This is a genomic window from Kluyvera sp. EC_51 (assembly GCF_019584505.1).
Lineage (GTDB): Bacteria > Pseudomonadota > Gammaproteobacteria > Enterobacterales > Enterobacteriaceae > Kluyvera > Kluyvera sichuanensis.
In genome coordinates this window covers 33,030-47,868 of the sequence record NZ_VDAG01000016.1, presented here as the reverse complement: position 1 = coordinate 47,868, position 14,839 = coordinate 33,030, and the positions used below count along the sequence as shown (strand labels likewise).

Here is a 14,839-nt window from a genome sequence, read left to right as displayed (position 1 = left end):
ACCGAACCGTTCCCTCGCCCCTTCGGGGAGAGGGCTAGGGTGAGGGGAAACACCTCACCGAGACAACAGGACAATAAGACTATGCAGACCATTACCGATTCCTGGTTCGTCCAGGGCATGATTAAAGCCACCTCTGATGCCTGGTTAAAAGGCTGGGACGAACGCAACGGCGGCAACCTGACGCTGCGTCTGGACGATGCGGATATCGCGCCTTTCACCGCCGATTTCCACGCCAAACCGCGCTATATCGCCCTGAGCCAGCCGATGCCAATGCTGGCGAACACGCCGTTTATCGTCACCGGTTCCGGTAAATTCTTCCGCAACGTCCAGCTCGACCCCGCCGCCAACCTCGGCGTAGTGAAGGTCGATAGCGACGGTGCGGGCTACCATATTTTGTGGGGGCTGACTCACGAAGCCGTACCAACCTCCGAACTGCCAGCGCATTTCCTGTCACACTGCGAACGTATCAAACTGACCGGTGGTAAAGACCGCGTCATCATGCACTGCCACGCGACTAACCTGATCGCGCTGACCTACGTACTGGAAAACGACACCGCGCTGATTACCCGCAAACTGTGGGAGGGCAGCACCGAGTGTCTGGTGGTCTTCCCGGACGGCGTCGGCATTCTGCCGTGGATGGTGCCGGGTACCGATGAAATCGGCCAGGCGACCGCCATCGAAATGCAGAAGCACTCTCTGGTGCTGTGGCCGTTCCACGGCGTCTTCGGCAGCGGCCCAACGCTCGATGAAGCCTTTGGTCTGATCGATACCGCCGAAAAATCCGCAGAAGTGCTGGTGAAGGTCTACTCGATGGGCGGCATGAAGCAGACCATCACCCAGCAAGAACTGATTGCCCTCGGCCAGCGCTTTGGCGTGACACCGATGGCCAGCGCATTAAATCTGTACAAGTAAGAGCATCGCATAACCCCTGCGGGCAACGATCCGCAGGGGAAACTCTGTTACCTGCAAACCAACTAACTCAAAACCGTGGAGTACAAGCAATGAAAATAAAAGCAAGCTTCATCCTCACCGTTGCCGCCCTGGCGTTGTCCGGTTCCGCTTTAGCTGAAGTGAAAATTGCCCTTGTGGCGAAGTCATTAGGCAATGGCTTCTTCGAAGCCGCGAACGTTGGCGCACAGGAGGCGGCCAAAGAGTTAGGCGATGTTAAAGTCATTTATACCGGCCCTACCACTACCACCGCTGAAGCGCAGATCGAAGTGCTCAACGGGTTGATCGCTCAAGGTGTCGATGCGATCGCTATTTCCGCCAACGATCCCGATGCGGTGGTGCCGGTGCTGAAAAAAGCCATGCAGCGCGGCATTAAGGTCGTGTCATGGGATTCCGGCGTTGCCGCCGGTGGCCGTCAGATTCACCTGAACCCTTCTAACAACCAACTGATTGGCGAAACCAACGTCAAGCTCGCCGCCGATGCGCTGAAAGCGCTGAACGTCGAGAAAGGCGACGTCGCCATTCTGAGCGCGACCCCCACCTCCACCAACCAGAATATCTGGATTGGCGAGATGAAAAAGGTGCTGCCGAACTATCCGTCCATCAACCTGGTGACCGTGGCCTACGGCGACGACCTGTCGGATAAGAGCTACCGCGAAGCGGTTGGGCTGCTGAAGTCTTACCCAGACCTGAAAGTGATCGTCTCCCCTTCCTCCGTCGGTATCGTCGCGGCGGCGCAGGCGGTGAAGGATCAGGGCAAAATTGGCAAGGTTTACGTCACCGGGCTGGGGTTGCCGTCTGAAATGGCCGGCGCCATTAAGTCCGGCGCGAGCAAAAGCTTCGCCATCTGGAACCCAATCGACCTGGGCTATGCCGCCACCTACCTCGCCGATGACCTGGTAAAAGGTACGGCAACCAAAACCGAAGCCAGCATGGGTAAACTGGGCAAAGTGAAGCTCGATGCTGACGGTAATGGCGCGATGTCCGAGCCGTTCGTCTACGATGCCAGCAATATTGATAAGTTCTCGAAGATTTTCTAATCCTTTGACCCTCACCCCGCCCCTCTCCCTAAATGGGAGAGGGAGAAAAGCAGGCGGCAGTGAGGGGAATGCTCCGGAGAACTATCATGACCGCATCGACTCCGCTATTGCAGCTTAAGGGGATCACCAAGGTCTTCCCCGGTGTGCGCGCGCTTGAAAACGTGCAGCTCGATCTCTGGCCCGGCAAGGTCACCGCGTTAATCGGTGAAAACGGCGCGGGCAAGTCCACACTGGTCAAAGTAATGACCGGCATCTATCAGCCCGAAGAGGGCGAGATTCTCTACAAAGCCATTCCAATAACCCTGCCCACGCCGGACTCTGCGCACCGGGTGGGGATCACCGCGATTCATCAGGAAACCGTTCTGTTCGATGAGCTCTCGGTCAGCGAAAATATTTTTGTCGGCCAATACCTCTATAAAGGCTGGCTGAAAAAGCTCGACTGGCCCGCCATGCACCAGAAAGCGCGGGAAATACTCACCCGCCTCGATGTGCAGATTGACCCACGCGCCACTTTAAAAACCCTCAGCATCGCCCAGCGCCACATGGTGGCCATTGCGCGTGCACTGTCGTTTGAGGCGCAGGTGGTGATCCTCGATGAACCCACCGCCGCCCTCTCCCAGCACGAGATTCTGGAGTTTTATCAAATCGTTGAACGCTTGAAGCTGGAAGGCAAAGCCATTCTGTTTATCTCGCACAAGTTTGATGAGATTTTTGAGCTGGCGGATCACTACACCATTTTGCGCGACGGCGTGTACGTGGGCTCCGGCGCAATCAATGAGATAACCGAAGAGCGAATGGTCGCCATGATGGTGGGCCGTGCGATCACGCAAACCTATCCGAAAGTGGCGTGCGAAAAAGGCAATGTGGTGCTGGAGGTAAAAGACCTCTGCCATCCGACCGAATTTGCCCATATCGACTTCACCCTGCGCAAAGGCGAGATCCTCGGCTTCTATGGCCTGGTCGGCGCCGGGCGAACCGAGCTAATGCAGGCGCTTTCCGGCGTATCGCATCCCTCCTCCGGCGAGATTATCCTGAACGGCAAGACGGTGCATTTTCGCCAGCCAGCCGATGCCATCAACGCCGGGATCGTCTGCGTGCCGGAAGAGCGGCAGAAACAGGGGGCAATTATTGAACTGCCGATTGCCCAGAACATCAGCCTGCCGCAGCTTAGCAAACTCAACCCACGTGGCGTGCTCAACGACGCCCGCGAATGGCAGCTGGCCGACGAGTACGCCCGTCGTCTGCAGGTGAAAGCCTTTAGCTGGCGACAGCCGGTAGAGACGCTCTCCGGCGGTAACCAGCAGAAGGTGGTGATCGGCAAATGGCTGGCGACCCACCCGGACGTGATCATTCTTGATGAGCCCACCAAAGGTATCGATATCGGCTCAAAAGCCGCGGTGCACCAGTTTATGTCCGAGCTGGTTGCTCAGGGGCTGGCGGTGATTATGGTCTCGTCAGAGCTACCGGAAGTGATGGGCATGGCTGACCGTATCATCGTGATGCATGAAGGGCTGATGGTCGCGGAATATCAGGCCGGTGAAGCCACCGCAGAGACCATCGTCAGCGCCGCCAGCGGCGCGGGGAAGGAGGCAGCATAAATGTGGCAATCCTTATTTAAACACCGCGAAGCGCTGCTCGCGGCGGTGATTATTTTGATGATCGGTGCCATCGGCAGCCGCGTGCCGTCGTTCGTTTCGCCGGGCAACCTGGTGGAGATGTTCAACGATACCGCCATCTTAATCATCCTCGCGCTGGGGCAGATGATGGTGCTGCTGACCAAAGGCATCGACCTGTCGATGGCTGCCAATCTGGCGCTCACCGGGATGATCGTGGCGCTGCTTAACTTCCACTATCCGGCCGTGCCGGTCTGGGCGCTGCTGCTGCTGGCGACGGTGCTGGGGCTGGTAATGGGGATGATTAACGGCCTGCTGGTCTGGAAGCTGGGGATCCCGGCGATTGTGGTGACGCTTGGCACCATGAGTATCTACCGCGGCATTATCTTCCTGCTCTCTGACGGCGGCTGGGTTAACTCACACCAGATGAGCCCCGATTTCCTCGGCCTGCCGCGCGCCTCGCTGCTGGGCCTGCCGGTATTGAGCTGGTTTGCCGTCGCCGCGCTGCTGCTGGTCGGCTACTTCCTGCGCTTTAGCCGCACCGGGCGCGCGCTGTACACCGCCGGAGGTAACGCCACCGCCGCCTACTACACCGGGATCAACGCCGGAAAAATGCAGTTCGTCAGCTTCTGCCTCTCTGGCGCGCTGGCCGGATTCTGCGGCTATTTGTGGATCTCGCGCTTTGCCGTGGCCTACGTCGACGTGGCGAACGGCTTTGAGCTACAGGTTGTCGCAGCCTGCGTCATCGGTGGTATCAGCACCATGGGCGGCACCGGACGCGTCGTCGGCTGCCTGTGCGGCGCACTGTTCCTCGGCATCATCAACAACGCCCTGCCGGTAATCGGCATTTCGCCGTTCTGGCAGATGGCCATTTCCGGCGCGGTCATTGTGATTGCCGTCCTGCTGAACGAACGCGGCAATAAACGCAAAGGACGGCTGATCCTGCGCGATGCCGCGCTGGCCCGACAGAAACAGGCGGTGCGCTCATGAGCAAAATAATGATGCCGGACGAGATTAAAACCGAAGTCGCCGCACCGTCGCTCTTCCAGCGGCTGCTGTGCTGGGAAGGCTTTTTGCTGGCGGTAACGCTGCTGGTGTTTGTCGGCAACGCGCTGGCTTCGCCCTACTTCCTCAACATCTGGAACCTGTCGGACGCCACCTTCAACTTCACCGAGAAGGCGATCATCGTGCTGCCGATGGCGATGCTGATTATCGCCCGGGAGATTGATCTGTCGGTGGCATCGACCATTGCCCTGAGCTCGACGCTGATGGGTTTCTGCGCCGCCGCAGGAATGGATACGCCGCTGCTGGTCTGCGTTGGGTTAGGGGTCGGTCTGCTGTGCGGGCTGTTTAACGGCCTGCTGGTGACGCGCTTTAACCTCTCGTCGATTGTTATCACCATCGGCACGATGAGCCTGTATCGCGGCATTACCTACATTCTGCTCGGTGACCAGGCACTGAATAAATACCCGGAGAGCTTCGCCTGGTTCGGCCAGGGCTACGTATGGGGCGCGCTGTCGTTTGAGTTCGCGCTGTTTATCGTGCTCGCGGCAGCATTTGCCTTCCTGCTGCACAAAACCAACTTCGGTCGCCGTACCTATGCCATCGGTAATAACCCCACCGGCGCATGGTATTCGGGGATTAACGTCAAGCGTCACAACCTGCTGCTGTTCGCACTGGTAGGGTTGATGTCTGGCCTGGCGGCGGTACTACTGACCTCGCGCCTCGGCAGTACTCGCCCAACGATTGCGATGGGCTGGGAGCTGGCGGTAGTCACCATGGCGGTGCTCGGCGGCGTCAACATTCTTGGCGGCTCCGGCAGCATGGTCGGCGTGATTATTGCGGCCTTCCTGATGGGGCTGGTCACCTTCGGGCTCAGCCTGCTTAACGTCCCCGGCATCGTGATGTCCATCATCATCGGCGCGATGCTGATTGTGGTGATTTCACTGCCGATTATCGCCCGCCGGGTGATGCAGCGACGACGCATTTAAATTTTCCCCTCACCCCACTGGATGAGGGGAACCCAGGATTTCATAAGTTAGGTATTTAAGGAGAAACACCATGAGCTTTATGTTAGCACTGCCAAAAATCAGCCTGCACGGTGCAGGCGCCATTGGGGATATGGTCAACCTGGTTGCCGGTAAGCAATGGGGCAAAGCGCTGATCGTCACCGACGGCCAACTGGTGAAAATGGGCCTGCTGGATAGCCTGTTCGCCGCGTTGGACGCACATAAAATGTCTTATCACCTGTTCGACGAGGTTTTCCCGAACCCAACGGAAGAACTGGTGCAACAAGGCTACGCGGCCTATCAGGCTAATCAGTGTGACTACATTATTGCCTTCGGCGGCGGCAGCCCGATTGATACCGCGAAAGCGATTAAAATCCTGACCGCTAACCCGGCCCCATCCACCGCATACTCCGGCGTGGGCAAAGTACTGAACGCTGGCGTGCATCTGGTGGCGATCAACACCACCGCCGGTACCGCAGCGGAGATGACCAGCAACGCGGTCATTATCGACACCGCGCGTCAGGTCAAAGAGGTGATTATCGACTCGAACATCATCCCGGATATCGCCGTGGACGACGCCAGCGTGATGCTCGATATTCCCGCTTCCGTAACCGCCGCCACCGGTATGGATGCGCTGACCCATGCGGTAGAAGCCTATGTATCCGTCGGCGCACACCCATTAACCGATGCCAACGCGCTCGAAGCCATTCGTCTTATCACCCTGTGGCTGCCGAAAGCCGTGGACGATGGTCATAACCTGGAAGCCCGCGAGCAGATGGCGTTTGGTCAGTATCTGGCAGGCATGGCGTTTAACAGCGCCGGTCTGGGACTGGTACACGCGCTGGCGCACCAACCGGGGGCCACGCACAACCTGCCGCACGGCGTGTGCAACGCCATCCTGCTGCCGATCATCGAAAACTTTAACCGCCCGAACGCCGTGGCACGCTTTGCCCGCGTGGCGCAGGCGATGGGCGTGGACACCCGCAGCATGAGCGACGAAGTGGCGAGCATGGAGGCAATCAACGCCATCCGTAAGCTGAGTGCGCGCGTGGGCATTCCTGAAGGGTTCAGCAAGCTCGGCGTGACCAAAGCCGATATCGAAGGCTGGCTGGATAAAGCGCTGGCCGACCCGTGCGCGCCATGCAACCCGCGTACCGCCAGCCGCGATGAAGTGCGTGAGCTGTACCTGGAGGCATTATGATCCGCAAAGCCTTTGTGATGCAGGTGAACGCCAACGCACACGAAGAGTACCAACGCCGCCACAGCCCAATCTGGCCGGAGCTGGAAGCGGTGCTAAAAGCACATGGCGCGCACCATTACGCGATTTATCTCGATAAAGAACGTAACCTGCTGTTCGCCACCGTGGAAATTGAGTCCGAAGAGCGCTGGAACGCGGTGGCAAACACCGACGTTTGCCAGCGTTGGTGGAAGCACATGACCGACGTGATGCCGTCCAATCCGGATAACAGCCCGGTTAGCGCCGAGTTGAAAGAAGTGTTTTACCTGGCGTAAAGTCCTACAAAATCCACATAGTAGCCCGGCCGAGCGTAGCGACGCCGGGGTTTCACACCGAGCCTCCCCGGGTTACAGAAAAAGGCCTCCGTTTACGGAGGCCTTCATTTTTTTAGAAGAAGTATTTAAAGCGAACGCGCGCACCGTAGCGATCGTCAGAACCATCGCCGTTGTAACCGTCGCCATCGCTGTTCAGGATGGAGTAGTAAGCGCCAAGATAGATATTAAAGTTCTGCATATCCATCACGTTAGCAAACTGGTAGGACGCATGAATGGTGTGGATATCGTAGGTGCCTTCATCGTTGATCCAGCAGTCTTTGTCGCAGACCACACCGGAAAAATCGTCAATCTTGTTATGCGCGTAGATATAGCCCAGCTCGAAACGCTTCCACAGCACGTTCGCCGCTGCGGTAAAGTCTTGTTCGTTGTTCGCATCCAGATAAGCCGTATTGAGGTTAACCACCACGCCATTATCCGGATCGCTCTTCAGGCCGTTCCACGTCATGGTCATACCGTAACCGGTGCGGTCAGACTGGTCGACAAACTCGCCTTTCTTATTGGTATAGCCGTACGCATTGTTGACGACGTTGCTTTCCATCGCCGCCGACACCGTAAACTCATCCGTTGGCGACCAGGCGATAATCGGGCGCAGATAGGCCACGTTCTTCTGCTGTTCCAGGCTACGACCATGGTAATCGCCATCGTTGTAGAGCGAGGTACCGTCTTCCAGCAGGGTGTTTAATTCGAAATACCAGTTATCTATCTGCTTGCTCATCAGGAAGCTGCCGCCGGAATCAGAACGACCGCGACCTTCTTTCATCATATAGATATAGCCGCTGCCGTCATCGTAGAGGTCGTTAGCGGTATTACCCGAGTGCTCAACAAACGTATCCTGATTTAATGGGAACATATCGTAGGCTTCAAAACGACCCACTTTAATTTTCCAGTCATCCTCTTTACCAAAGAAGAACGCCGCATCATCAATATTCACCGTCCCGGAAAGATCGCCCAGCGGCTGCGCGGAGAAACCGGCAAAGTAGCCGTTATTCAGCTTACGCATACCGTCAAATCCCAGCAGAATGCGTCCGTTGACGTCCCATTTCTCATTGCTCGGATCGCCGTCGTAGTTGGGGTTGGTCATGGCGAGTAAGCCGTGCTTACTTTCCGCATCCATATTAAATTCTACGTCGCCGTAAATTTTCAGATCGCCGTAGCCGGAAAGAATAAGATTAGGTTTATTGGCATTGATGTGAGTCTCTTCGGCCGAAGCCTGACCGTTCACCGGCGTATTGCCCTGTGCAGCCTTAATCTCGTTGATTTCAGCAGCCTGCTGAACGCGCAGCGTTTCAACCTGCTGTTCTGCTTTTGCTGCGCGATTCTCTGCTGCTTCCAGACGTGATTCTAACTGCGCCAGCCTTTGCTCTAACGTCATGTTCGTTGTTTTCGCAAAACCGGTATTGGCCACCAGCAATAATCCTATTGCCAGCGAGAGCGTCGATTTCTTCATTATTTGCTTTCCTTGAAATAAAGAATATCCCGAAAAATCAAAATACGATTTTTGGTGTTTTATAACGACCATGAATGTATTTTTATTATTCATTTGTCGGTAGAAATCGCCAGTTACGTACGGACACATTTCATAACAAGCACCAAAGACACTAGCTAATATATTTTAGCCGGTAAACATCTCTAATTTTAATATCGTGAGCGAGGTAACACGGTAGAGAAAGAAAAGAGAAGGGTGAGCAATATATATAATTAGGAATTATTACGGTAAATAAACAATAAAATTATAATATTAGTTTTGGGATATAAATATAAAAATACGCGCAGTAATTAATATATCACTGCGCGCCTCTACGATCAGTTCTGCTCGGCGACCAGAATCGCCAGCGTATCTGGCTCTAGCGCTTTAAAAAGATGCGGTTCGTCGGCGGGATAGCAGATGTAATCACCGGCATTCAACTCTTCCGGCGCGGCGGTCAGGCCAACCAGCGCTCGCCCCTGCGTCACAATAATATGTTCGATAGAACCCGGTGGATGCGGATGTGAAATACGGTCTGCGCCCGGCTGCGTGGTCAGCAGATAAATATCGCGACGCGCCCCCGGCGGGCAGGTAGCAAGCAGCGTAGCCTGATAGTTGGCCTGCTCGGCAATAACCTTCGTTCCCTCTCCCCGGCGGATCACCTGGGTTTTATTGGGCTGTGGCTCAAGCAGGCGCGCAAAAGGGATGTCCAGCGCGACGCAGAGCGCCCATAGGGTTTCCAGGCTAGGATTACCGTTCCCGGCCTCAAGCTGGGAAAGCGTCGATTTGGCAATACCGGCACGACGTGCGATTTCGGCCAGAGACAATCCGGTCCTCGCTCGCTCACGCACCAGGCTTTTGGCAATCACGCTGATTGGCTGTGTCATACACAACTCCATCGTTTTATATATCGAACGAAATGTTCATCTTGAACTACCACACTGATTCGTTCATTATAATGGATATATCGTTCGATATGGTAAATTTAGATGTCATTAAAAATGTTCTCCTGCCTGAAAGGCAGCACGATTAAGGCGATTTTCCTCGTCTGTCTGGCGGTCGGCGTGGTCGGCGTCTCTTATGGTTCACTGGCAATGGCGTACGGCTTTCCGCTGTGGGTGCCGCTGCTGCTCTCGGTTTCGGTCCTCGCGGGCGCGTCAGAGTTTATGTTTATCGGCATCGTCGCCAGCGGCGGTAACCCGTTAGCAGCGGCAGCGGCCGGTCTGTTAGTCAATGCCCGCCATATTCCTTTCGGCGTGACGGTGCGTGACCTGGTCGGCAAGAGCGCCGCCAGCTTTATTGGCTGCCATATCATGAATGACGAGAGCGTGGTCTTTGGCCTCTCGCAGCCTACACCCGAGCAGCGTAAGGCTGCCTTCTGGCTCTGCGGGGCTGGCGTCGCCATTTTCTGGCCGCTCGGCGCGCTGTTTGGCGCAGCAGTAGGGCGATTACTCCCAGCCCCGGAAACCATCGGGCTGGATGCTGTTTTCCCGGCCATTCTGTTGGCGCTGGTGATCCCGGCCTTTAAAAACCGTACCACGCTGATTCGTGCCTGCAGCGGCGCGGCGCTGTCGCTTGCCGCCGTACCGTTCGCGCCGGTTGGATTACCGGTTCTGCTTTCCCTGTTTGGCCTGCTGGCGAGGAAAAAATAATGGGTAACATGACGCTGTTTATCGCCGGGATCGTCATTCTTTCGCTGGGAACCTATCTGATGCGTCTCGGCGGCGCAAAGCTCGGCAATCGTCTGGCCTTTTCGGAACGCTCTCAGGCACTGCTTTCCGATGCCGCCACGGTACTGCTCTTTTCCGTCGCGCTGGCGACCACGTTCTATGAGGGTGAGCATTTCTCCGGTGCGGCGCGCGTGCTGGGGGTAGGTTTTGCCGTGTTTCTGGCCTGGCGCAAAGCGCCGCTTATCATAGTGATTATTGCCGCTGCGGTGGCGACCGCGCTGCTGCGTCTGGCGGGTATTAACTGAAACGAAAAAAGCGCCCCAGGGGCGCTCTTTCGACAGTAACTTACGCTTATTTATTCAGCTGTGCAGTCATGTGCACACGGTTACCAGTAAACGCTTCGGTAATTTTATAAGACGATGCGCCTGCAGCCTGTGCCTGAGCGGCGATTTTAGCTTCTGCACCGTCCATTGTGGAGGCCGTTGCGGTCACGGTCTGAGCAGCGAAGGTACCGAAAGAAGCGGCGAGTGCGATAACTGCAACAAAAGTTTTGATGCTTTTCATGATGTAAACCCTTTCACTTAGTTGTTTTGATAAGGCGTGTTGCCTTGATGTGATAAATAATAGCCCTCACATCGTTCAACGAAAAGCGGAAGGATTTGTTTTCATCATTCAAATTAATTGATTAATTTTTCAACTGCATATCGACCCAGTCGCAGACCTCTCCAATATCGGGCTGCACCTGCTGATCGACGCAATACACAGCCCCCAGACGCATCGGTTCGGCCCGCTCGGCCAGCAGCGCCAGTTCGGGTAGATACTCTTCTCCGGGATGACCCGGCAAGCGCTGCGCTAACCGCTGAGCATAGCGCGCCACCGCGACCTCAGGAGAGATCTGGTTCCAGACTTCGATAATCCGCTCAACCCCGGCGTCCTGCACTAATCGCTGCAGCATCTCTTTAGGCTGGAAACCAAACCAGGCATCAATCACCCAGACACAGCCCGCCGGAGACTGTCCCACAATCGACCAGATAGCCTCGTAGGCAGCACAGCCGAGCTGGCGGTTGAAGGGGCGGTCGATATCGGTAAAGCGCGCCATAAAGGGCTCTTTGATTCCGTCGATTGTCAGCAGCGGCAAGCCAAAAGTCTGCGAAAGCTGGCGGGCAATGGTGCTTTTTCCAGAGGCAGGTATGCCGTTCACCAGAATGACGGTTTTACAGTTTGGCGTAAGGTCTCTTTTCATAGCAGCGCCACAACCTCCTCTTTCGAGTTTGCTGCCCGCAGTTTGGCCATGCGCTCATCGTTATCCAGCAGCGAGATAATGGCGCGGATCCCCTCTTCAATATGCGCATTACTGTCCTGCGCGCCGAACATAATGACGATATCCGCGGCCTCGCTTTCGGCAAACCGAATCGGTTTCTCTAACAGCACCAGGCTAAAACAGTTCCGCTTCACGCCGCACTCAGGACGCGCATGCGGAATGGCAACCCCTTCGTCAAACACGTAATACGCGCCGTGGTTCAGGGTGTTTTCAATAACGGCCTGGCCGTAATCAGCCGAGATATAGCCGTTTTCAATCAGCGGCGTGGCGGCCAGCTGGATCACCTTCTGCCAGTCCGACTCAGTGACACCAACCTGAATAGCATCGGCTTCTATGAGTAGCTCTTTAATCGTCATACCCACTCCCTAAATGTTACGGCGAATAATGTTGCGTAATTCATCGATACGGATAAACAGAGCGTCAATTTCCTGTCGGTGCGTTTTGCTTTTGGCATATACCGACAATGCCCGGTTATAAATCAGCATTAATGCTTTCTGTATCTCGCCATCACTCGGGTTACCCTGTAATTCACCTTCTAATCGGGATATTTCCACCGCCAGCAGAAGCGACTGTTCATCATAATCTTCCGACGGACTATCTTGCTTTTTCCACAACGTTTTCAATGATTCAAACATAGCGAATCCCCTCCCTGATGAACAACAGGGTAACGAAATATCGAGTAATAAAGAGACGTTTATTTAAATAAAGCGATCTTTTCCATTAATACATGAGTGACGGCATTATTTGCTGGAATTAAAAACTTCCGCACGCTGTCATTCACTTTGCCTTTTTCAAAGGCGGTTTTACATTGATCAACCCACTGCACATTCATTTCTGTGCCGACGTTGACCTTGTTAATTCCCTCAGTCACCGCCAGGCGCATATCCTCATCGCTCACGCCGGTGCCGCCGTGCAACACCAGAGGCACGCCGGTTGCCGCACTAATATCCTTAAGCCGCTGGTGCTGGATTTTTGCCTTGCCGGTATACAGCCCGTGCACCGTCCCCACAGAGACCGCCAGCATATCGACTTGGGTTTCATCGACGAAGCGTTTGGCGTCCTCTACCGTGGTGAAGCAGATATCCTCTACGGCGACGGCTTTGCCGTCTTCAGAGCCACCAATGGCGCCCAGCTCCCCCTCAACCGTAATATTACGCGGGCGCGCCATTTCAACCACGATGCGCGTGTTGCCAATATTCTCCTCCAGGTTGAGATGGGAACCGTCATACATCACCGACGAGAACCCAGCGTTCATTGCCGTTTCAATGGCGCTGATATCCGAGCAGTGATCCAGATGCAGGCAGGTTGGCACATTTTCACTTTCGGCCAGCGAGCTAACGGCATCCACGAGTAAACGATAGCCTAAATATTCCGCCGTCCCGGTGGAAATTTGGATCATTAGCGGGCTGTTACTCTGCTGCGCGGCTTTGAAAAACGCGGGCAGCATTTCAATACAGTGCAAATTAAACGACCCGATGGCTTTAAAATTTCTCTGCTGGGCAATATTAAGAATATCGTTGAAGTTATACAGACTCATGAACGTTTTCCCCTTTCGGCTTAGCTGATTTACCGTTTACAAACCATGCCAGTGCGGCGACAAAGACAATAAACAACGCGACAAATAACCAGTTATTCTGGAAGGCGTGGCCTAATACCAGCCCAGAACTAATCACATCCGAATCGCTGAACGTCACGCCGGTAAAGCCGTAACTTTCAAGCATCGGCACCAGAATGGCGGGCAGGAAGGTGATAAACAGCCCGTGCACCACACCGCCAATCATCGCCCCGCGACGACCGCCCAACGCATTGCCAAATACACCCGCCGTGCCGCCCGCAAAGAAGTTAGTGAGCAGGCCGGGCAGAATCATCGCCAGACCGAACATCGGGAAGACCAGCATGCCGATGATCGAACCGACCGTTGTTGCCAGGAAGCCAACAATCACGGCATTTGGCGCATAAGGGAACAGTACCGGGCAGTCCAGCGCTGGTTTGGCATCAGGGACGATGCGCATTGCAATCCCGCGAAACGCTGGCACCAGTTCATTGAGCAGCAGGCGCACGCCGCTATAGAGAACGAAGACCCCGGCTACAAACTGGATGGACTGCATAAAGGCGTACATCAGGTAGTTAATGCCGTTAGAGAACTGGCCGATATATGCCGGGCCTGCTGCCAATGCCGGAATGAGGTACATCGGCACCATGACCACTGCCATAGCGAGATAGGTGTCCTGCAGAAACTTGAAGTTATCCGGTAATTCAAGATCTTCCGTGGAGCGAGAGCCTTTGCCGACCACTTTAGCGACCGCCGCCTGCACCAGGTAACCAATGGTGCAGAAGTGCCCCAGCGCGACGTCATCTGAGCCGGTGATCCGCCGCACCACCGGTTGCGCCAGCGCGGGCATCAGTACCGCCATTACGCCGCCGAAGATCCCGCCGGTCAAAATCAGCGGCAGCCCCGTCAGCCCGGCTTTATAGCCGATAACGGCACCAATAGTCGCCATCCACAGCAGCGCCTGGCCAGTCAGGAAGATATATTTCAGTGGCGTCAGGCGAGCGATGATGATGTTGACGGCAAAAATCACCAGCAGGGTCAGCGCCACCTCGGAACCCAGCTCGCGGTTGGCTAAACCGGCAATCGCCGCGACATCGGTAATGTAACCCTTCATGCCAAAGCCCTGAGTGAAGATGTCATTCAGGAACGTCAGCGTGGCCACAATGATGTTGATACCGGCCATCATGATTAAAAAACCGAGCAGGGTTTTAAATGTGCCCTCAGCCGTCTTGCCCGGTGATTTTTTCTGTAGGATAAGCCCCAGCATCGCAATAAAGGCGATGAGTATTGAAGCCTGGCCGAGCAAATCTTTGACGATAAACTCAACGACACTATTCATAGTCGGCTACCTGTAAATTACGTTCATTTAAAAACGCGACAATCTTTTGTTCGATCTCATCTTTGTCCGTCAGCTTATTTAAAATCACCACGCGTTTTATCTCTTCTTCGCTGGCATCGGCTGTCAGAATATCGGCAAAGGTTTTTTGCGTCAGAATCATGTCAGATTTAAATGCCCCGGCCTCCGATACCGTGGTGTGTTCAATATGCGCCGGAATTTCCAGTTTTTTTAAAACGGCCTTGGCGGTCATTTCAATAGCAAAGCTTGAGCCGAGGCCGCAGCCACATACGCAGAGAATTTTCAGCATGTA

18 protein-coding genes are annotated in these 14,839 nt (G+C 55.1%); 9 read left to right on the top strand and 9 right to left on the bottom strand.

Annotated elements, in window-relative coordinates; all coding sequences use genetic code 11:
* Positions 1-81 precede the first annotated feature (81 nt).
* The 7 genes from rhaD to rhaM all read left to right on the top strand — a co-directional run bounded on the left by rhaD (position 82) and on the right by rhaM (position 7,122).
* Positions 82-912 carry a rhamnulose-1-phosphate aldolase gene (gene rhaD, locus FHC49_RS05235; RefSeq protein WP_220439070.1) on the top strand — a complete coding sequence of 277 codons (831 nt, stop codon included), beginning with the start codon at positions 82-84 and terminating at the stop codon, positions 910-912.
* An 89-nt stretch (positions 913-1,001) separates the two neighbouring features.
* The gene (gene rhaS / locus FHC49_RS05230) at positions 1,002-1,988 is read left to right on the top strand and encodes a rhamnose ABC transporter substrate-binding protein (RefSeq protein WP_035892339.1); all 987 of its coding nucleotides are present in this window, start codon (positions 1,002-1,004) and stop codon (positions 1,986-1,988) included.
* Positions 1,989-2,074: 86 nt separating this feature from the next.
* Positions 2,075-3,586 (top strand): sugar ABC transporter ATP-binding protein, encoded by a 1,512-nt coding sequence (locus FHC49_RS05225; protein ID WP_220439068.1) that lies wholly within the window; start codon positions 2,075-2,077, stop codon positions 3,584-3,586.
* Positions 3,587-4,591 (top strand): ABC transporter permease, encoded by a 1,005-nt coding sequence (locus FHC49_RS05220; RefSeq protein ID WP_220439066.1) that lies wholly within the window; start codon positions 3,587-3,589, stop codon positions 4,589-4,591. It abuts the gene before it with no gap.
* Complete coding sequence (locus FHC49_RS05215) at positions 4,588-5,592, top strand: ABC transporter permease (protein ID WP_220439065.1); 1,005 nt, start codon at positions 4,588-4,590, stop codon at positions 5,590-5,592. Before FHC49_RS05220 ends, FHC49_RS05215 begins: the two co-directional genes overlap by 4 nt.
* 70 nt (positions 5,593-5,662) lie before the next feature.
* Complete coding sequence (fucO, locus tag FHC49_RS05210) at positions 5,663-6,811, top strand: lactaldehyde reductase (protein ID WP_185668827.1); 1,149 nt, start codon at positions 5,663-5,665, stop codon at positions 6,809-6,811.
* Positions 6,808-7,122 carry an L-rhamnose mutarotase gene (gene rhaM, locus FHC49_RS05205; protein WP_185668828.1) on the top strand — a complete coding sequence of 105 codons (315 nt, stop codon included), beginning with the start codon at positions 6,808-6,810 and terminating at the stop codon, positions 7,120-7,122. The genes fucO and rhaM overlap by 4 nt, the downstream gene beginning before the upstream one ends.
* A 112-nt stretch (positions 7,123-7,234) precedes the next feature.
* Here the strand turns inward: rhaM and FHC49_RS05200 are convergent, their stop codons facing one another.
* Both FHC49_RS05200 and FHC49_RS05195 read right to left on the bottom strand, forming a co-directional pair.
* Positions 7,235-8,629, bottom strand: a complete 1,395-nt coding sequence (locus tag FHC49_RS05200; RefSeq protein WP_185668829.1) for a carbohydrate porin — start codon at positions 8,627-8,629, stop codon at positions 7,235-7,237.
* A 356-nt stretch (positions 8,630-8,985) separates the two neighbouring features.
* Entirely contained in the window at positions 8,986-9,534 is a 549-nt protein-coding gene (locus tag FHC49_RS05195) for a helix-turn-helix domain-containing protein (protein WP_185668830.1), read from the bottom strand.
* A gap of 114 nt (positions 9,535-9,648) precedes the next feature.
* On the opposite strand from FHC49_RS05195, the gene FHC49_RS05190 reads away from it, so the two are divergent.
* Both FHC49_RS05190 and FHC49_RS05185 read left to right on the top strand, forming a co-directional pair.
* Positions 9,649-10,299: an AzlC family ABC transporter permease gene (locus tag FHC49_RS05190; RefSeq protein ID WP_220439109.1), complete on the top strand. Its 651-nt coding sequence runs from the start codon at positions 9,649-9,651 to the stop codon at positions 10,297-10,299.
* On the top strand, positions 10,299-10,622 hold the full coding sequence (locus tag FHC49_RS05185) for an AzlD domain-containing protein (protein WP_185668831.1): 324 nt from the start codon (positions 10,299-10,301) through the stop codon (positions 10,620-10,622). Before FHC49_RS05190 ends, FHC49_RS05185 begins: the two co-directional genes overlap by 1 nt.
* Before the next feature lie 46 nt (positions 10,623-10,668).
* Here FHC49_RS05185 and FHC49_RS05180 read toward each other — a convergent pair whose 3' ends face one another.
* From FHC49_RS05180 to FHC49_RS05150, 7 genes are all read right to left on the bottom strand, one after another.
* A complete protein-coding gene (locus tag FHC49_RS05180) occupies positions 10,669-10,881 on the bottom strand; it encodes a YdgH/BhsA/McbA-like domain containing protein (RefSeq protein WP_185668832.1) in 213 nt (70 codons plus the stop codon).
* Between the two features lie 121 nt (positions 10,882-11,002).
* Complete coding sequence (locus FHC49_RS05175) at positions 11,003-11,560, bottom strand: AAA family ATPase (RefSeq protein ID WP_185668833.1); 558 nt, start codon at positions 11,558-11,560, stop codon at positions 11,003-11,005.
* Positions 11,557-11,994, bottom strand: a complete 438-nt coding sequence (locus FHC49_RS05170; RefSeq protein ID WP_185668834.1) for a PTS sugar transporter subunit IIA — start codon at positions 11,992-11,994, stop codon at positions 11,557-11,559. Before FHC49_RS05170 ends, FHC49_RS05175 begins: the two co-directional genes overlap by 4 nt.
* Before the next feature lie 9 nt (positions 11,995-12,003).
* Positions 12,004-12,273, bottom strand: a complete 270-nt coding sequence (locus FHC49_RS05165; RefSeq protein ID WP_185668835.1) for a hypothetical protein — start codon at positions 12,271-12,273, stop codon at positions 12,004-12,006.
* A 59-nt stretch (positions 12,274-12,332) separates the two neighbouring features.
* Positions 12,333-13,175, bottom strand: coding sequence for a class II fructose-bisphosphate aldolase (locus FHC49_RS05160; protein ID WP_185668836.1), 843 nt, complete (start codon positions 13,173-13,175; stop codon positions 12,333-12,335).
* Positions 13,162-14,529, bottom strand: coding sequence for a PTS sugar transporter subunit IIC (locus FHC49_RS05155; RefSeq protein WP_185668837.1), 1,368 nt, complete (start codon positions 14,527-14,529; stop codon positions 13,162-13,164). Before FHC49_RS05155 ends, FHC49_RS05160 begins: the two co-directional genes overlap by 14 nt.
* The gene (locus tag FHC49_RS05150) at positions 14,522-14,836 is read right to left on the bottom strand and encodes a PTS sugar transporter subunit IIB (protein WP_185668838.1); all 315 of its coding nucleotides are present in this window, start codon (positions 14,834-14,836) and stop codon (positions 14,522-14,524) included. The genes FHC49_RS05155 and FHC49_RS05150 overlap by 8 nt, the downstream gene beginning before the upstream one ends.
* Between the last annotated feature and the right edge of the window lie 3 nt (positions 14,837-14,839).